Here is an 18,399-nt window from a genome sequence, read left to right as displayed (position 1 = left end):
ACAAAACCCTGTGGGAGCGGGCTTGCCCGCGAAAGCGTTGTGTCAGGCGGCATCAATGTTGAATGTGCCGCCGTCTTCGCGGGCAAGCCCGCTCCTACAGGGGTATTGCGGTGTTGCGTCAGGCGCGGGCGGTGCGCCAGGCATCGATCAGTTCGACAAAGGTGCCCTGCACCTGGCGGATCAGCGCCTCGTCATCGATTTCGCCCGCCAGCCACGCACGGCTCGGCTCCTGGAAAATCGTCCGGCCCACGGCAAACCCGCGACAGGTCTGGCTCTGACTGGCCTGTTGAAAGCCTTCGGCCAACGCCGCCGCCGGTGCATTCAAGCCCAGCAGCACCACGCCACGGCAGTACGGATCCCGTTGTTGAATCAGTTCGTCGAGTTGTTTCCATTCCTCGGCGCTCTGCGCTTCGATCTTCCACCACGCCGGGTAGATGCCCAGGTTGTAGAGGCGTTTCAGCGCGCGATACAGCACGTCCGGGTGCTCTGAGGGATGATCCTTGGGCGGGATGATTTCCAGCAGCAGTTCATGACCGCTGACCTGGGACGCCTGATACAAGCCCTTGAGCTGCGCTTCCTGTTCCAGGCGCAGCATCGGCTCGTCGTCCGGATGGAATTGCACCAGGCACTTGATGATCTGCTCCTGCGGCCAGGCAATCAGGTTGCTGCCGATGGAGCGTCCGTGTTCGAACGCCAACGGCCGCGACCCTTGCACCTCCACCGGCCGCGCCACCCACCAGCCGCGACCGGTGGCCGCGTTCAGCGAATCCTGGCCGAAGCGTTGATCGGCCAGCAGCCCGACATCGGCGTCGATGCCTTGAACGTGCAGGTCGGCTTCGACCCGCGCCACGGCCTGGATGAACAGTTGTTTGAGCTCGCTGATGGCGTTCAGGTCGCGACCGCCCTTGTGGGCCAGTTCCACCAGTTGCCAGCGATGGTCGAAGGCAAAGATGAACAGTTGCTTCCACTGTTTGCGCGGCACGCTGACCTGATGCAGGCGTTGCAGGGTGACGTCCTGATCCGGCCGGGTAATCGGCACCGGGCTGTTGAACAGGTAATCGAGTTCGCCCCGGGTCGGCATCGCCGGGGCGCAGGCATGGCGCGATACCACCAGGCCGCCGCAGGCATTGGCCAACTGGCAGCAACGCTCATCGCTGGCGTCCTCCAGCCAACCGCTGAGGAAACCCGACATGAAGGCATCGCCGGCGCCCAGCACGTTGAGCACTTCGACCCGCACCCCGGGATAAATCGCACCGTCTTCCAGACGCGCCGGGATCTCGCCGTGAATCACCGTGCAGCCCTGCGGGCCCAGCTTGACCACCAGGGTCGCCGCGCTCACTCGCCGCACGTTGCGCAGCGCACCGAGCAAATCCTCGGCGCCACCGGCAATCAGGAATTCTTCTTCAGTGCCGACGATCAGGTCGAAACGCGGGAGGATTCTCTGCACATGCTGGCTGACGTTCTGGTCGGCGACGAAACGGGTCTCACCGTCCGCCTTGCCGGCCAGGCCCCAGAGCACCGGGCGGTAATCGATGTCGAGCACGCATTTGACGTGGTGTTTGCGTGCATGGTCCAGGGCCTGGATGCTCGCCTTGTACACGCCGTCGGTGGAGAAATGGGTGCCGGTGATCAGCAAGGCCTTGCTCGAGGCGATGAAGGCTTCGCGGATGTCTTCGGCCCGCAGCGCCATGTCGGCGCAGTTCTCGCGATAGAACACCAGAGGAAAGGACTCCCGGTCCTTGAGGCCCAGCAGCACCATGGCGGTCAGGCGTTCCGGATCGACCTTGATCCCGCTGACATCACAGCCTTCACGGGCCAGGGATTCAACGAGGAAACGCCCCATGTGGTCGTCCCCCACCCGGCTCAGCATCGCCGACTTGAGCCCCAACCGGGCGGTGCCGAATGCGATGTTGGCGGACGAGCCGCCGAGGTACTTGGCGAAGCTTGAAACATCTTCCAGCCGCGCCCCGACTTGCTGCGCATAGAGGTCGACGCCAAGGCGCCCCAGGCAAATCAGATCCAATTGACGCCCACTGGCAAAACGAGTCTGGCCCATGCTGGCTCCTGTTATTTTTATCAGCCTGCGTCCGGGGCGATGACCGCGCCGAACACTCTTGGTGGGTGCAGACTAAAACGTCCGGGGCCAAACAATCAATAATTATTCCAAATATTTTTTACGTGGAATATTTTTTCCATTAAACTCTGGTACAAGCGTTCCAGCCGCGGTGGATCGTTTCAGCACCCCCTACCGATGGCAAGCTCAAGATTTTACCCGGGCCTACCCTGTAGACTGCACACAGCCAACCTATTGTCAGGGGATGACCTGATACGTCATCTCTATAAGAACAAGCCAGAAGGATTTTCTATGTCCCCCACCGATCAGCCGGCCACGACCGAGAGCACGCTTGTGAGCGATCCTGGCCCCCCGATCAATGCCGAGCGCCTGCTGGCGCTGATCACCGAGGAATACGAGAGCCTGCCGCGCCAGCTCAAGCGCATCGCCAGCTACATGAGCCAGCAGAGCGACCGGATCATGGTCGACCGCATCAGCGACATCGCCCGGGAATGCGAAGTGCATCCATCGGCGATCGTGCGGTTCTCCCAACGCTTCGGCTTCAGTGGGTTCAGCGAAATGCAGGCGCTGTTTCGCGAGGCCTATACCCACAAGACCACGCCGGTGCAGAACTACCAGCAGCGCATTCGCAGCATGATCGCCAACAAGTCGCAGAAGGCCAGCGGTGGCGACCTGGCGCGCGAATGCATCAACGCGACCCTGTCGGGCATCGAACGCCTGGGGCTGGAACTCGATGACCAGGCCTTCGACAAGGCCGTCGACCTGGTGGTGAACGCCGACAACATCTACGTGGTCGGGGTGCGCCGCTCCTTCGCGGTGGCCGATTACCTGGTCTACAACCTGCAACACACCAACAAGCGCATCCATCTGGTCTCCGGGCTCGGCGGCAGCTACCGCGAGCAGATGCGCAGCGTGCGCGCCAATGACCTGGTGATCGCCATCAGCTTCACGCCCTACGGCAAGGAAACCCAGCACTGCCTACGCATTGCCCAGCACCATCAGGCGAAAACCCTGATCATCACCGACAGCAACCTCTCCCCCTTGGCCAAGCGCGCCAACACCGTGCTGCTGGTCAATGAGGGCAGCTCGTTTGCCTTTCGTTCATTGAGTGCGACGTTGTGCCTGTGCCAGGCGCTGTTCATCGCCGTGGCCTATCGTCTGGAATTGAAGGTCGATGAGATTCACGAGCAGGTGGGCTTCGAGGATTAGCGCAGTGTTATCAACCCGCTCACATAAAAACGCCGCTTCCACCAGAGGCGGAAGCGGCAGAGGCACAAGCCTCAGTAGTATCAGGTAAACAGAGCGATCAGGATAATGATCGGGATAGGTATGCCGAGAAAGAACAGCAGTAATGAGCGCATGGGAGTTCTCCTGGGTTAACGAACAGGTATGGAAGTCGTGGTGACGTAAGGGTCCGTTTCGAGGTACTCGACCGCATCCCGACGACGACCACCGAAAGTTGCAGCAAGGCTGGCGAAAAACGCACCGATCAGCAGCGCAACGAACATCCACAGCGCGGTCATTGCAGCCACTTTCGCCGCGGTGTCAGCGGCTTGCTGGGCAGCCAGCTTGGCGTCGGCCACGGCTTTCTGGGTGCGGGCATAGACCTCATCGACACGACGTTCGGCATCCGCCTGAGTCAGGTTGGTCCGCTGGGCGACCAGTTGCGCCAGGTAGGTACGGTCTTCGGCGGACAGTTGGCCGTCGCTCAAGCTGCGCACGAAGATGCGGGTCACGGTGCCACGGGCGGCATCATCGCTGACGGCGGCCGGGCGATCATCGCGGAACAGGCTGTCGATGTAGTAACCGTACTGGTCACTGTCGGTATTGCCCGCCGCGGTACCCGCCGCTTGAGTCGCGGCACTGACGGCACCGCCGGCCACACTGGCGCCCGCCTGCACACCGCCACTGACGATGCTGCTGATCGAGCCGACGATCAGCGTCGCCGTCACCAGCGTCGCCACGCACCAGGCCAGGAAGCCATGGGCGGTATCACGGAAGTACACCTCATCGCCATGCATGTTCGCCCACTTCACCCGCAGGCGACCGGCGATATAACCGCCCAGCCCGGAGGCAACGATCTGGGTGAACGCCAGCCAGACAATCGTGGAAATGCCCAGGCCCTTGGCGCTTACGCCTTCATTGGCCCAGGGCGACACCGCCGAAAAACCCAGGCCAAAACCGAGCAGCACCAGGATCAGCGACAATGCAGCCGCCGCCGCGGCACCGGCGAAAATGGCCCCCCAGGACACGCCAGAGCGTGAGCTCGATTCGTATTCGGCAGGATAGAAACCATCAGGGGATCTATTCATTGTTTTATCGCTCCAGGCAGAAAAATGGTGTTACAACTCTTCGAATGAACAAGTGCAGTCAACGTGCCAGTCACGAAATTTTAATAAATCGTTAAATTTCAATAAGTTATAAAGATTGAACTTCCAATTTCCATGCAATTTGCAAGGAACAGGTAAAAGCAGCGGGTTTTATGCATTGCCTGAAAGGCAGGGTCATTGAAGGCAAGATCCCAGCCCCGCTGCGCTCGACAGCTCCTACGGGGGAATCTGGAACACCTGCGGGATTACGGTCGAATGTGGTCGGCGCAGGCTGCGATCTGTTGATCTTTACAGCCCACATGAAGTTTTATTCAGAAAGCCTGCGATCATTTCTTGGCAAAATGCCACACAACGTTGTGAACTCCAGACAGGCCCATCCCATGACCCGCATCCTGACCATCGAAGACGACGCCGTGACCGCCAGGGAAATCGTCGCCGAATTGAGCAGCCACGGCCTCGACGTCGATTGGGTCGACAACGGTCGCGAAGGTCTGGCGCGCGCGGTCAGTGGCGACTACGACCTGATCACCCTCGACCGCATGCTGCCCGAGCTCGATGGCCTGGCGATTGTCACCACCCTGCGGACCATGGGCGTGGCCACGCCGATCCTGATGATCAGCGCCCTCTCCGATGTCGATGAGCGGGTGCGCGGTTTGCGTGCCGGGGGTGACGATTACCTGACCAAACCCTTCGCCACAGATGAAATGGCCGCCCGGGTCGAAGTGCTGCTGCGCCGACAGAACACCGTGACCGCCCAGGCCACCACGCTGCGGGTGGCGGACCTGGAGCTGAACCTGATCAGCCACGAAGCCAGCCGCAACGGGCAGCTGCTGACCTTGCTGCCCACCGAGTACAAGCTGCTGGAGTTCCTGATGCGCAACACCGGGCAGATCCTGTCGCGAATGATGATTTTCGAAGAGGTCTGGGGTTACCACTTCGACCCCGGCACCAACCTGATCGACGTGCATATCGGCCGTCTGCGCAAGAAGATCGACCCGCCGGGCAACGCCCCACTGATTCGGACCGTGCGAGGCTCGGGTTATGTCATTGCCGAACCCGTCTAAAGGCTGGCGCTCTTCCAGCAGCCGCCTGCTGGCGCTCTACAGTTCGCTGTTCGTGCTTTGGAGCGGGATACTCATGGGGGTCATGTACTACGAGGTCTCCGCTTACCTGGACAACCTGGCCAAACACTCGCTGATGCAACGTCAGCACTTGTTCTCGCGTTTTTCCGGCGAACAGCTGGTCGATGCCCTCGCCGTCAGCATGACCTTCGACATTCCCGGCCTCGACGCCTATGGCCTGTTCGATGAACAGCATCGCTATCTCAGCGGTGCCCTGCGCCATATCCCCAAAGGCCTGCCGCTGGACGGCAAGATCCACATGCTCAGCGACTGCGCCGACTCCGATGACCCGACCCTGCCCAACGACAGTTGCGACGCCGTGGCCACCCAGGCCAGGGACGGTCGCTGGCTGGTGCTGCTGCGGGACAACGGCTCGCTGTTTGCCGTGACCCGGATCATTCTGCACGCCTTGTTCTGGGGCGTGACCCTGACCATTGTCCCGGGCATCGTCGGTTGGCACCTGTTGCGCCGCCGCCCCCTGCGGCGTATTCGCGGGATCCAGGCCAGCGCCGAAGCGATCGTCGCCGGCGACCTGACCCGTCGCTTGCCGCTGTCCAGCAGTCGCCGCGATGAACTGGACATGCTGGCGGCCATCGTCAACGCCATGCTCGAGCGCATTGAACGCTTGATGAATGAAGTCAAGGGCGTGTGCGACAACATCGCCCATGACCTGCGCACGCCGCTGACCCGCTTGCGCGCTCAGTTGTACCGCCTGCAGCAACAGGCGGGCGAAGGCTCCCGGGAGGCGGCGCAACTGGACTCGGTGCTCGCCGAGGCCGACACCTTGATGGCGCGCTTTCGCGGATTGCTGCGCATTTCCGAACTGGAAGACCGCCAGCGGCGTTCCGGTTTCGTGCAGCTGGATCCGCTGCCGTTGTTGCAGGAACTGCACGAGTTTTACCTGCCGTTGGCGGAAGAAGGTGCGCTGGGTTTCCGGCTGCAATTGCCTGAGTCATTGCCGCTATTGAATGGGGATCGGGCATTGTTGTTTGAAGCGGTGGCGAACCTGCTGAGCAATTCGATCAAATTCACACCGCCCGGTGGCGAGGTGGTGTTGCGTGGGGTCGATGAAGGTGGGCATACGCGAATCGAAGTGCTCGACTCCGGGCCCGGGATTGCTGAAGGTGAACGGGAAGCCGTATTCCAGCGCTTCTATCGCGCCGAGGGTGGCAATCAGCAAAGCGGGTTCGGGCTGGGGCTGTCGATCGTGGCGGCGATTGTCAGCCTGCATGGGTTTACGCTGGAGGTGGGTAGCAGTGAATTGGGTGGGGCGCGGTTGGTGCTCGATTGCCGACAGAGCCTGATCCCCCAGACCTGACACACGAAGCCCCCCCTGTAGGAGCCGGCTTGCTGGCGAAGGCGGTGGATCAGTCGACATAGTTGTCACTGAACGGACGCCTTCGCCGGCAAGCCGGCTCCTACAGGGGATTTGTGGTGTTGTCAGGCCGGGTAGTTGGCCCGCAAGGCTTCCAGCCCACCTTGATAAATCCCGGTAAACAACGCCACCACTTCCTCATCACTCACACCCACCGGCGCAAACTGCCCGGACCAGGTCACCCGCGCACCCTGCCCTTGCGCTTCAACGCGGATAGTCGCCAGATAGTCAGTCGCCGGAAACGGCGCCTGCACAATCGAGTAGCTGTACGTCTTCGCCGCGTCATCAAACGCCTGAAGCCGCTCCACCACTACCGCCCCATCCGCCGTTTGCAGACTGCGCACCCGCCCGCCTTCGCTCAGCTCGCTTTGGGGAATGAACGGCAGCCAGTCCGGCAGCGAGTTGAAGCCGCCGATCAATTGCCAGACCTGATCGGCCGAAGCCGGGATATCGATAAACGCTGATGCAGTTGCCATGTACTGTTCTCTCTTGATCAGTAAGGTTCAAATCGCCATGCTGTCGACGACACCGCCGTCGACTCGAAGAGCCGCGCCAGTGGTGGCCGAGGATAGCGGCGAAGCAATATAGGCCACCAGGTTCGCCACTTCCTCGACATTCGCCACGCGCTGGATGATCGATGTCGGCCGCGACTTTTGCACAAAGGCGTCGGCTTCTTCCTGAACACTGCGACCGGACGCGGCAATGGCATCCTTGAGCATCAGCTCCACGCCGTCGGTCAACGTCGGGCCCGGCAGGATCGCATTGACCGTTACCCCAGTGCCGGCCAGCCGTTTGGCCAGTCCGTGGGACACCGCCAGGTTGGCGCTTTTGGTCACGCCATAGTTGAGCATATCCGCGGGGATCGCGATCCCGGATTCCGAAGACAGGAAAATCACCCGCCCCCAGCCCTGCTTGACCATGTCCGGCACGTAGTGCCGGGACAGGCGTACCCCGGAGATCACGTTGACCTCGTAGAAGCGTGTCCACTCGCTATCGGGCGTGTCGAAGAAATCCACCGCGTCGTAGATCCCCAGGTTGTTCACCAGAATGTCTGCCCGTGGTTCGGCGGCGAACAGTTTATCCGCGCCTTCAGCCGTACCGAGGTCGGCGGTCAGCCCACGCAGCTGCGCACCGGGCACCTGCTGGCGAATGCTCGCCAGCGCCTGCTCGACCTTGGCCGTGTCGCGGCCGATCACCACCACCGTGGCACCGGACTCGGTCAGCGCCTTGCTGATGCCCAGGCCAATGCCGGCGGTGCTGCCGCTGACGATGGCGAGTTTTCCAGTCAGATCGATTTTCATGCTCAAGCTCCTGTGATGGGCAATGGTGCGCGCTCGGACACCAGCTTAGCCTCGCGCATCGCCTGCCAGAACGCTGCGGGAATCACCGCCGACAACGCAGCCACATCTTCGGCAATCCGGTCCGGACGGCTGGAACCTGGAATCACCGCCGCCACCGCCGGGTTCGCCAGGGAGAACTGCAACGCCGCCGCCTTGATGTCGACACCGTGGGCCGCCGCGATGCGTTTGATCTGCTCGACTTTATTGACGATCGCCGGGCTGGCCTTCTGGTACTCGAAGTGCGCGCCGCCCGCCAAAATGCCCGAGCTGTACGGACCACCGACCACGATCTCGACGTTCTGCGCCAGCGCCGCGTCCATCAAACGCTGCAACGCACGGTCATGATCGAGCAAGGTGTAGCGCCCCGCCAGCAGAAAACCGTCCGGTTGCGCTTCGGTCAGATCAAGGGTCAGTTCGCAAGGTTCGACCTTGTTCACGCCCAGGCCCCAGCCCTTGATCACCCCTTCTTCGCGCAAACGGGTCAGCACTTTGAACGCGCCGGTGCGGGCCTGATTGAAATATTCGAGCCATTGATCCCCATAGAAGTCCTGGGCGATGTCGTGCACCCAGACGATGTCCAGGCGATCGGTTTGCAAACGCTTGAGGCTGTCTTCGATCGAACGCAGGGTTGCGTCGGCGCTGTAGTCATTGACGATCTTGTTCGGGCGCCCGTGTTCGAACACCCCGCTCTTCTCGCCCAGATCCCGGGCCGAGGCGTCTTCGACTTCATCGAGAATCACCCGACCGACCTTGCTGCTGAGCACATAGTCGTCGCGGTTGTACTGGGCCAGCGCGGCGCCCAGACGGATTTCCGACAGGCCCGAACCGTAGAACGGCGCGGTGTCGAAGTAACGCACGCCGGCATCCCAGGCGGCGTGCACGGTGGCCATCGCCTCCTCTTCGGGAATGGCGCGGAACATGTTGCCCAAGGGTGCGGTACCAAAACCCAGGGTGCCGGGCAGTTTGTCTTTCAAGCTCATGAATGAATCCTCTTGAATATGCAGGAGCCGGCTTGCCGGCGAAAACGCTGGAACAGTCGCCACAATTATTGCTGGACGATCCGCTATCTCCAGCAAGCCGACCCCTACAGAACGGTTTGTGTTGCGTTGTCGATGAGCAAATCCTAGATTGCGATGATCGGACCGTCCAAGACATAATGTGCAGCACTTGAGTCCCTAGAGGTCTGACATGATCGACATCCGCCAGTTGCGCTACTTCGTCGCCGTCGCCGAAGAAGAACACGTCGGTCGCGCCGCCGAACGCCTGCACATCTCCCAGTCGCCCCTGAGCCGGCAGATCGCCCAGCTCGAGGAACGCCTGGGGTTGACCTTGTTCGAACGCAGCCAGCAGCGCATCCGCCTGACCCGCGACGGCCAGACCTTTCTCGCCGAAACCCGCGCCCTGCTGACCCACGCCAACCGCCTGGAATCCCTGGGCAAGCGCCTGGGTCGCGGCGAAGAAGGCGGCCTGTGCATCGGCTACATCGAAAACGCCATGCATGCCGGGGTGCTGCCGAACGCCTTGCGGGTGCTGCGGGTCGACCGGCCGAACGTGCACGTCGCGCTGTACAACCTGAGTTCCGCCGAACAACTCGAAGGCCTGCGACAGCGTAGTCTCGATATCGCCCTGGTCAGCGAACCGCCCGTCGCCGACGACCCGGACCTGCTGGGTTTCCAGGTACTGGACGACCCGATGCTGCTGGCCTTGCCCGAGCATCATCCTCTGGCGCAGCAGACAACCCTGACCCCGGCGGACCTGGCCGATCAGGAATGGATCGGCGTGCAACACCGCCAGAACTGCGCCAGCCGCGAAGACTTCGTCAGCGCCTGCATCCGCGCCGGCTTCACCCCGGACATCCGCATGGAAGCCACCGAACCGTTTACCGCGCTGGGACTGGTGGCGTCAGGGCTGGGGATTGCGATGATCCAGAAAGGCTTGAGTCGCAATGCGCCACCGGGCGTGGTCTTGCGGGAGGTGCCGTGGATTTCCTTCACCACACCGCTGTGGGCGGCGTGGCACCGGATCAACCTGCGGCCCTTGGTCGAGACGTTCAGGAAGGTACTGACAGAACCGGGTCCTGCAACATAAAAACGGATGGATTATCCACCTGATACCTGTCGGGAAAAGGGAGGATGATCCAACCGACCTGTCAGGTCAGCACAGCCCCTGTGGGAGCGGGCTTGCCCGCGAAGGCGGAGTGTCAGGCGACAACAATGTTGTGTCGGACACGGACCTGTGGGAGCGAGCCTGCTCGCGATTGCGATGTGCCAGACAACATTGATGTCGCCTGACACTCCGCATTCGCGAGCAGGCTCGCTCCCACAGGTCCGTGGTATCCGGCAGATGTATTTTTGCCGCGAAATCCGTGAATTAAACACCGACCAGCGGCACTTGTTTAAACGCCCTGCAGTTTACTTCACGAAAGCTACACCTTCTTGCGCCGTTGCCTACAGTTACGCCAGAATCCACCGGCTTGTGCGCCTTGAAGCCGCTCGGTAACTTGATTCCCGTCACTGACCATCAGTGATCGGGTTTCGCAGCCCGGGTAAACTCTAGACGCACAACGTCTACCGTCCGTGAGCAGACGCTTTGTCAGGTCTGTCACTCATGTCATGGCGGCTGTGCGTGGGAGACTTTCGGGTCTGCCGGGTTCCTAGAGTCCTGGTCTGCGAACCCGCGTACAGTTGCCACCTTTTTTTCGTTTCGCAGCGACTGGTGGCAGCTCCAATTCTCTAGGAGTTCCACCATGTTCAAGGTCACCCCAAATCCCCCGGACACCGATCCAGCATCCCCCAACGAAAACCTCGATTCAAAAAAACTCCACGAAGCCGCCGATCGCACCCTCGATTTTCACCTCAATACTCCCGCCGACATCAAAGCCACCCCGCGCGCACCCGGCACGATGTTCATCGTCAACCCGCAGCTCGATACCGAAACCCTGCTGGCCCATGCCTGCGAATCGCTGGCCTCGGCCAATGTCATGGCCATGGACCTGGCGGACCATATGGATGGCCCCAGCCGCAACTCCCTGTTAGGCATTGCACAGGTCATCATGCTAGGTGAGCTAACGGTGAACCGGGCACTGGATCAACTCGATCCGCCCTAGTAAAACGCAAACCTGTAGGAGCTGGCTTGCCAGCGAAGGCGGCCTCAAGCCCTGCACTGCCCACGAAGACGCCTTCGCCGGCAAGCCTGGCTCCTACGGAATTCAGCGTTTTTCTACAGTTCTGAAATCCACAGGTGATCCTGGAGCGAGACCTGCCCGCGAAGAGGCCGGCACCGTCAGCTTTCTTGTCGACTGCAAAACCGCCATTGCAGGCAATCGACATAGTTCTGGATGCACTGCGCAACCCTAAAACCTATCAGTTCTGCTAGTTCCCGGCCGCTGCAAAACGGTCGATACTGCTTTCCACTATTGCGGACCTGCGGAGCAATCCTCATGCAATTACAACCAACAACATTGCTCTGCCGTTATGGCTACGACCCCCTCGATCGACTGACCAGTCACACCCTGTCGGAAACGCCTGTGCGCCAGCGCTTCTATTGCAAAAGCCGTTTGACCACTGAGATACAGGGTGCGATGAAGTATTCAATCATCCAGCTCAGCGACCTGCTGTTGGCGCAACAGCACGTTGAAGGCGAAGCACTCGATACCACGTTGCTGGCCACCGATCAGCAGCGTTCGGTACTGCAAACCCTCAAATCCAATCCTCCAGATCAAGCCATCAGCTATTCACCCTATGGTCATCGTCCCGCTGACAACGGGTTGCTCAGCCTGCTGGGGTTCAATGGCGAACGGCCCGACCAAGTGACCGGGCACTATTTATTAGGTAATGGTTATCGGGCATTTAATCCGGTATTGATGCGATTTAACAGTCCTGACAGTTTTAGTCCGTTCGGCAATGGCGGGGTGAACTCATATGCTTATTGTTTGGGGGATCCGATCAACTTGCACGATCCAAGTGGAAACTTCGCACTTCCAAAAGCTCTTTCCAATGTCTTTAATAAACTTTTGAGTGCTATGGGCGCGAGGAGAAAGATTTACATGAGCGGGCCTGAAGTAGTTAGAACAAGGATGATGAGCGGACCTGAAACCGTATCTTCTAGTAGCCGGCATAATTCCGACAGCTTTGAAGTCAACGCCAACGGAATAAAATCGATTGATTCGACCATGACGTGGATCAATGGAAAAATTACTGGAGCTACTCAGGATACAATTTATCACGACAACACTATAAAGACTTTAAGTGGTAAATTTGTAAAAGGTGACAGGAGTCTCAGCCTCCAAGAGCTGGCTTACAGCAATGTCACGGGTGCAGAATTGCAGTCTCAATATCGCAATCACAAACTTCTTGAAATAAATCCATTGATAGACCTCATAAACTACAAAAATGCCCACGGAAGGAGTTATAGTAATCCACATTATTTCACACCTCGCAAACAAGTTGACCATATGGCGAGGACAGGTGAGCTCTTGGGTGTTCGGCCAAGTGAAGCAAAAAAAATAATTAGACAAAAACAATAAAGGGGTTCACCGACAGTTGAAGGATGCCGATCAAACATAAGTGCTTTACTGAAAAGACCCAAAGCCCGCGAGAGCCCCCCACCATGAACCGCAACGACCTGCGCCGCGTGGACATGAACCTGCTGGTGATTTTCGAAACCCTGATGTTCGAAAAAAACCTCACCCGCGCCGGGGAAAAGCTGTTCCTCGGCCAGCCCGCCGTCAGTGCCTCGCTGGCCAAGCTGCGCGATCTGTTCGACGATCCGCTGCTGGTGCGTAACGGCCGGATTCTGGAGCCGACCCAGCGCGCGCTGCAGATTCTCAAGGAGCTGCAGCCGGCGATGGACACCATCTCCGGTGCAGTCAGCCGGGCCAAGGATTTCGACCCGTCCACCAGCCGCGATGTGTTTCGCATCGGCCTGTCCGACGACGCCGAGTTCGGGCTGTTTCCGCCGCTGCTCAAGCAGATCCGCGAGGAGGCGCAGAACGTGGTGGTGGTGGTGCGTCGGGTGAATTACCTGCTGATGTCGTCGATGCTCGCCTCCGGGGAAATTTCCGTCGGCATCAGCTACACCACGGAACTGCCGGCCAACGCCAAGCGCAAGAAGCTGCGGGACCTGAGCGTCAAGATCCTGCGTGGCGACAGCCGTCCCGGCCCCCTGACCCTGGATGACTATTGTGAACGCCCCCATGCGCTGGTGTCGTTTTCCGGGGATCTGACCGGTGCCATCGACAACGACCTGGCCCGTATCGGCCGTTCGCGCCGGGTGGTGCTGGCGGTGCCGCAGTTCGCCGGCCTGCGTGCGTTGCTCGCAGGTACCGATATGCTCGCCACGGTGCCGGACTATGCGGCGTGCGCATTGATCGAAGGCAGCAGTCAGCTGCGGGCCGACGACCCGCCGTTTGAGATCAACCTGTCCGAACTGTCCATGGTCTGGAACGGGGTCAACGATAACGATCCGGCAGAACGCTGGTTGCGCTCGAAAATTGTACAGCACATGGCCGCGCCATCGCCGGCGCAGTAAACGATCGCAAGGGCGCCGGTTCGTACTCGCGCAAGTACACCGGCAGGTCCGTGACCGGTGGCATGGCCGGAATCTCGAAATACATCTGCACCACCCAGCCGCGGTGATAGCTGGCGTGATTGACCACGTGCAGCAGCATCGCGCCGGCGCTCATGGTGCCGCTTTCGCCCGAGACAAAGCTGAACTCGACGGGGTGGTCCAGCGATTCATCGGTCTGGCGTTCGCTCCAGTCGCAGTACCAGTGATCGATGGCCTTTTGCGCCACGCGCAGTTCGGCCAGGTCGGGATGCAGCAAATCGTGTGAGGTCTTGAAGCCGTGCCCTCGGCCTTCGAGGTGGGCTTGCCAGATACAGTCCACCACGTAGATGTGGTTCAGGGTGCCGATCATGTTCTTGAATACCGAGACCCGATCCTTATTCACCTCGCCCGGTGGCAAGGCGGCCAGGCTGTCGAAGAGGCGTTGATCGGCCCAGCGTTTGTAATCGGCAAGCATGCGGGCAGTGCGTGCGTTGATCATCAGAGGTCTCCCACTTCAATGGGCGCACTGCCAAGCATAGCCCTCATCGACGAACGGCATCGCAGACGCTGATCATCGGTACACCCGTTACCGGCCCAGCATCGCCTGCACCCGCTCGGCCAGTGCCAGGCAACTGGTCAGGCCCGGCGATTCGATCCCGACCACCACGCATTCGACATCGACACTCACCTGCGCTTTATCCGTGTCAAAACCGTGCTCATATCACGTCAGCCCCCGCTCCCGGTAATCGATCAGGCTGGAGAATATCGCCAGCAACAGGGCCATGACCACGAAGAAAATCAACACCAGGAAATACGAACCGGTGAACTGCACGATCAACCCGATCATGATCGGCACGATAACCCCGGCCATGTTCCCGCAGAAGTTCATGGTGCCCGCCAGCACGCCGGTTTTCGAGGTGCCGCCGAGGATCGACGGAATGCACCAGTACATGCCGCACCAGCGAATGAAAAACATCGCCACGCAGAGCAGGCCGATCGCCTTGCTCGCCTCGCTGGCATAGGCCACCGCCAGCATGCACACCGCCGCCACCAGCGCCGAGCCGCTGAACATGCTGCGCATCACCAGGTTGGGCGAGGCGCCGCTGAACTTCCATTTGTCCCCCAGGTAACCGCCGACCAACTCACCGACGAAGCCGCACATGAAAATCAGGAAGGTCGCGCCACCCATGCTCGAAATGTTCAGGCCGTGAGTCTGGTGCAGGTAACTCGGCATCCAGGTCAGCAAACCGTAGAACACGCTGAGGATGCAGCAATAGCCGGCGAACATCGCCAGCACCGAGCGATCCTTGAGCAGTTCCTTGAGCGGGATGCTGGTCACTGCGCCGGGTTGGTTGACGGTGCTATTACCCTCGGTGATGTGCGCCAGTTCCGCGGCATTGACGCCGGGGTGTTCGCTGGGATGGTTGCGAATGTATTTCCAGGCCAGCACGCCGGCGAGCATGGTGCCGACGCCGGCGATCACAAAGGCGATGCGCCAGGAGTCGAACCAGCCGATCAGGCCGGCGATGATGATCGCGCCAAAAGCACTGCCCAACGGTGCGCCGCCGTCCACCAGGACCGCACCGCGTCCGCGTTCATTGGGGGTCAGCCAGGCACCGTTGAGCTTGGCCCCGGCGGGCATGATTGGCGACTCGGCGATGCCCAGGCCCATGCGCGTGATCAGCAGGGTGATCCAGTTATGCGCACCGGCAGCCAAGGCCTGGAAGGCGCCCCAGGCCACCGTCGCGATGACAATCACCCGCCGCGTCTGGAAGCGATCCAGCAGCATGCCGCCGGGAATCTGCATCAAGGCGTAGGACCAGAAAAACGCGCTGAGCATCAGCCCTTCCAGCGCCGGCGGGATTTGGAACTCGGCGGAAATCAGCGGCAAGGCAACCGACAGCGAGGCACGGTCGATGTAGTTGATGGCGGTCAGCAACAGCATGATGAGGAAGATTCGCCAGCGCACGCTGGTGGGACGCATCGTTGCAGACGCGGCTGCCAACGGCAGGCTTTCGGCACTCGGATTGGTCATGGGGGGCGCTCTTTATTGTTGTGGAGAAAAGCGGCTCCACTCTAATCACGCGCCCGACTGCTGAATAATGAGGGGATCTGATTGGGGGATCACCGAACGTCATCCCCCCAAAGATCAGAAGGTTCCGGGGTAACTGCCGCCGTCCAGCAACAGGTTTTGCCCGGTGAGGAAGCCGGCGTGGGCGCTGCAGATGAACGCGCAATAAGCGCCGAACTCATCGGGCTGGCCGAAGCGCTGGGCCGGAACATGTTTGCGCCGCTGTTCGCTGATGCTGTCGACACTGGTGCCGTTGGCGTCGGCGGCAGCGCTCAAGGTCTTGTGCAGGCGCTCGGTCTCGAACGGCCCCGGCAGCAAGTTGTTGATGGTCACGTTGTTGCCTGCCAGCCGCGACTGCCGCGCGAGCCCGGCGATGAAACCGGTCAGCCCGCTGCGCGCTCCATTGGACAGGCCAAGCACATCGATCGGCGCCTTCACCGCGCCGGAAGTGATGTTGACGATACGCCCGAAACCGCGCTCGGCCATGCCATCGACGCAAGCCTTGATCAGCTCGATGGGCGCCAGCATGTTGGCATCCAGCGCCTTCAGCCAGTCCTCGCGCTGCCAGTCGCGGAAGTCCCCCGGTGGCGGCCCGCCTGCGTTATTGACCAGGATGTCCACCTGCGCACAGGCGGCCAATACCTGCTCACGCACCGCCGGCTCGCTGATGTCCCCGGCCACCGTGCGCACTTCGATGCCCGGTGCCAGTTGGCGCAATTCGGTGGCGGCAGCCTGCAAGGTGTCATTACCGCGGGCGTTGATCACCAGATTGACGCCCTCCTTCGCCAAGGCCCGCGCACAGGCCAGTCCCAGGCCCTTGCTGGCGGCACAGACGATCGCCCAGCGCCCCGTTATTCCCAATTCCATGACCCTGCTCCTGACCGTTGTAAAACCTTAAGTTACCACTGCAACCCGGCTCGGCGGGGGATGACAAAGGGTGATCACCGGATCAGACCTTTTCATTATCGGCCGTCTGCGGCGCTTATTAGTGTTTGCGCACCAATAAGAACCGGAGAAACCCATGAACCCGTTTCAGTTTTACTTCCCCACGACCTTGAAGAGCGGTAACGGCCTGGTGCGTCAGGCCGGCGAATTGCTCAAGCCCCATGTGCGCAGAAAACTGCTGGTGGTCACCGATCAAGGGCTGATCGCGTCGGGCGTGCTGGAAGGCTTTTTTGCCTCGCTGGCCAAAAGCGAAATCAGCTACGAAGTGTTTTCCGGGGTCGAGCCCAACCCCACGACCGACGTGCTGGAGCGTGCCGTGGCGTTCCTGAAAAACCATGACTGCGATTCGGTGATCGGCGTCGGTGGCGGCAGTAGCATCGACACCGCCAAGGGGGTCGCGGCCATGGCCACCAACCCCGGCAACATCCTCGACTACGAAGGCTACGACAAACTGCTGCAGCCGCCACTGCCGATTTTTGCGATTCCGACCACCTCCGGCACCGGCAGCGAATGCACCGCGTCCACGGTGTTTACCAACACCAAGACCCTGTTCAAGACGGTGATCATCAGCCCGGCGCTGTTTCCGAAACTGGCGATTCTCGATGCCGAGCTGACCCTGAAGTTGCCGCCGTCGATCACCGCCGCCACAGGCATGGATGCCTTGACCCATGCCATCGAATCCTACGTCTCCAAGCAAGCCAACCCGGTCAGCCAGGCGCTGGCCCTGCAAGCGATCAAGATGATCTGCACGCATCTGCCGAAAGCGTTTTTCAGCGGCTCGGACTTGCACGCCCGGGAGCAGATGCTGCTCGGTTCGTTCCTCGCCGGGGTGGCGTTCGCCCAATCGAAGCTGGGTAACGTGCATGCGATCTCTCACACCTTCGGCGGAGTGTTCAACATTCCCCATGGCATCGCCAATGCCACGCTGCTGCCCTATGTCATCGAATACAACCTGGCGGCCTGCCCGGAATTGTTTCGCGAGATCGCTATCGCCATGGGCGAGAACGTCGACGGCCTGAGCCCCGCCCGCGCCGGGCACAAAGTCGTGGAGCACGTGGTGGCGCTGAACCAGGCCATCGGCATTCCCGACAACATCAAGGACCTGGGCGTGGACCTGGACCACATGCCGCAGATGGTCAGCGACTCGATGCGCAGCGGCAACGTGCTGGTCAACCCGCGCCTGACCACCGCCGCCGACATCGAACGGATCATCGGCAACGCTTTCCACGGCATTCATTCCTGAGAGAACACATCCCATGTTTTACGAAATGCGCACCTACACGATTCAGATCGGCAAGATGCAGACCTACCTCAAGCACTTCGAGGAAAACGGCCTGCCGGTGATCTCCCGCTACGCCACCCTGGTGGGCTGGTGGTACACGGAAATCGGCGAGCTCAACCAGGTGATCCACATCTGGGCCTACGAGAGCCTGGATGAGCGGATCAACAAACGCGCCGCGCTGTATCAGGATCCGGACTGGCTTGAGGGCTTTGTGCCGATCGCATTCCCGATGCTGGAAAAGATGGAATCGAAATTGCTGATTCCAGCTGATTTCTCCCCAATTAAATAACCCCTGAACCTGACCGACAGCCGAC

17 protein-coding genes are annotated in these 18,399 nt (G+C 60.5%); 9 read left to right on the top strand and 8 right to left on the bottom strand.

All coding sequences use genetic code 11. The features are described 5' to 3' along the window. Positions 1-118 precede the first annotated feature (118 nt). Complete coding sequence (locus F8N96_RS01275) at positions 119-2,056, bottom strand: bifunctional 5-dehydro-2-deoxygluconokinase/5-dehydro-2-deoxyphosphogluconate aldolase (RefSeq protein WP_150796231.1); 1,938 nt, start codon at positions 2,054-2,056, stop codon at positions 119-121. A gap of 309 nt (positions 2,057-2,365) precedes the next feature. On the opposite strand from F8N96_RS01275, the gene F8N96_RS01270 reads away from it, so the two are divergent. Beyond that, the gene (locus F8N96_RS01270) at positions 2,366-3,283 is read left to right on the top strand and encodes a MurR/RpiR family transcriptional regulator (protein WP_150796230.1); all 918 of its coding nucleotides are present in this window, start codon (positions 2,366-2,368) and stop codon (positions 3,281-3,283) included. Positions 3,284-3,450: 167 nt separating this feature from the next. Here the strand turns inward: F8N96_RS01270 and F8N96_RS01265 are convergent, their stop codons facing one another. Beyond that, entirely contained in the window at positions 3,451-4,386 is a 936-nt protein-coding gene (locus F8N96_RS01265; protein WP_150796229.1) for a hypothetical protein, read from the bottom strand. A gap of 398 nt (positions 4,387-4,784) precedes the next feature. Here F8N96_RS01265 and F8N96_RS01260 point away from each other — a divergent pair, with 398 nt between their 5' ends. Together F8N96_RS01260 and F8N96_RS01255 are read left to right on the top strand one after the other, a co-directional pair. Beyond that, positions 4,785-5,468: a response regulator transcription factor gene (locus F8N96_RS01260; protein WP_150796228.1), complete on the top strand. Its 684-nt coding sequence runs from the start codon at positions 4,785-4,787 to the stop codon at positions 5,466-5,468. Next, positions 5,446-6,843, top strand: a complete 1,398-nt coding sequence (locus tag F8N96_RS01255) for a sensor histidine kinase (RefSeq protein ID WP_150796227.1) — start codon at positions 5,446-5,448, stop codon at positions 6,841-6,843. Before F8N96_RS01260 ends, F8N96_RS01255 begins: the two co-directional genes overlap by 23 nt. Before the next feature lie 122 nt (positions 6,844-6,965). On the opposite strand, the gene F8N96_RS01250 is transcribed toward F8N96_RS01255, so the two are convergent. From F8N96_RS01250 to F8N96_RS01240, 3 genes are read right to left on the bottom strand one after another with little or no spacing between them, the layout of a single operon-like run. Beyond that, positions 6,966-7,376, bottom strand: coding sequence for an SRPBCC family protein (locus tag F8N96_RS01250; RefSeq protein ID WP_150796226.1), 411 nt, complete (start codon positions 7,374-7,376; stop codon positions 6,966-6,968). Positions 7,377-7,403: 27 nt separating this feature from the next. Then, positions 7,404-8,201 carry an SDR family NAD(P)-dependent oxidoreductase gene (locus tag F8N96_RS01245; protein WP_150796225.1) on the bottom strand — a complete coding sequence of 266 codons (798 nt, stop codon included), beginning with the start codon at positions 8,199-8,201 and terminating at the stop codon, positions 7,404-7,406. Positions 8,202-8,203: 2 nt separating this feature from the next. Beyond that, positions 8,204-9,220, bottom strand: coding sequence for an aldo/keto reductase (locus F8N96_RS01240; RefSeq protein WP_150796224.1), 1,017 nt, complete (start codon positions 9,218-9,220; stop codon positions 8,204-8,206). Between the two features lie 208 nt (positions 9,221-9,428). Between F8N96_RS01240 and F8N96_RS01235 the strand changes: the two genes are divergently transcribed. The 4 genes from F8N96_RS01235 to F8N96_RS01215 all read left to right on the top strand — a co-directional run bounded on the left by F8N96_RS01235 (position 9,429) and on the right by F8N96_RS01215 (position 13,769). Further along, positions 9,429-10,328: a LysR substrate-binding domain-containing protein gene (locus tag F8N96_RS01235; protein WP_064677132.1), complete on the top strand. Its 900-nt coding sequence runs from the start codon at positions 9,429-9,431 to the stop codon at positions 10,326-10,328. A gap of 658 nt (positions 10,329-10,986) precedes the next feature. Continuing rightward, positions 10,987-11,346 carry a DUF6124 family protein gene (locus F8N96_RS01225; protein ID WP_150796223.1) on the top strand — a complete coding sequence of 120 codons (360 nt, stop codon included), beginning with the start codon at positions 10,987-10,989 and terminating at the stop codon, positions 11,344-11,346. Positions 11,347-11,679: 333 nt separating this feature from the next. After that, entirely contained in the window at positions 11,680-12,765 is a 1,086-nt protein-coding gene (locus F8N96_RS01220) for an RHS repeat-associated core domain-containing protein (protein ID WP_150796222.1), read from the top strand. A gap of 83 nt (positions 12,766-12,848) precedes the next feature. Next, positions 12,849-13,769: a LysR substrate-binding domain-containing protein gene (locus tag F8N96_RS01215; protein ID WP_150796221.1), complete on the top strand. Its 921-nt coding sequence runs from the start codon at positions 12,849-12,851 to the stop codon at positions 13,767-13,769. Here the strand turns inward: F8N96_RS01215 and F8N96_RS01210 are convergent. The 3 genes from F8N96_RS01210 to F8N96_RS01200 form a co-directional block, all read right to left on the bottom strand. Next, positions 13,690-14,286 carry a DinB family protein gene (locus F8N96_RS01210; protein WP_150796220.1) on the bottom strand — a complete coding sequence of 199 codons (597 nt, stop codon included), beginning with the start codon at positions 14,284-14,286 and terminating at the stop codon, positions 13,690-13,692. The genes F8N96_RS01215 and F8N96_RS01210 overlap by 80 nt on opposite strands. 222 nt (positions 14,287-14,508) lie before the next feature. After that, positions 14,509-15,822: an MFS transporter gene (locus tag F8N96_RS01205; protein WP_150796219.1), complete on the bottom strand. Its 1,314-nt coding sequence runs from the start codon at positions 15,820-15,822 to the stop codon at positions 14,509-14,511. A 114-nt stretch (positions 15,823-15,936) separates the two neighbouring features. Then, entirely contained in the window at positions 15,937-16,725 is a 789-nt protein-coding gene (locus F8N96_RS01200; protein ID WP_150796218.1) for an SDR family oxidoreductase, read from the bottom strand. A gap of 154 nt (positions 16,726-16,879) precedes the next feature. On the opposite strand from F8N96_RS01200, the gene F8N96_RS01195 reads away from it, so the two are divergent. Together F8N96_RS01195 and F8N96_RS01190 are read left to right on the top strand one after the other, a co-directional pair. After that, on the top strand, positions 16,880-18,046 hold the full coding sequence (locus F8N96_RS01195) for an iron-containing alcohol dehydrogenase (protein WP_150796217.1): 1,167 nt from the start codon (positions 16,880-16,882) through the stop codon (positions 18,044-18,046). Positions 18,047-18,059: 13 nt separating this feature from the next. Beyond that, positions 18,060-18,374, top strand: coding sequence for an NIPSNAP family protein (locus tag F8N96_RS01190; protein WP_150796216.1), 315 nt, complete (start codon positions 18,060-18,062; stop codon positions 18,372-18,374). Positions 18,375-18,399 lie beyond the last annotated feature (25 nt).

Origin of the sequence: Pseudomonas fluorescens (assembly GCF_902497855.1) — a bacterium.
Classification (GTDB): domain Bacteria; phylum Pseudomonadota; class Gammaproteobacteria; order Pseudomonadales; family Pseudomonadaceae; genus Aquipseudomonas; species Aquipseudomonas fluorescens_BI.
Note: the sequence above shows the minus strand (reverse complement) of the source record. Positions and strands in the feature narration are given on the sequence as shown.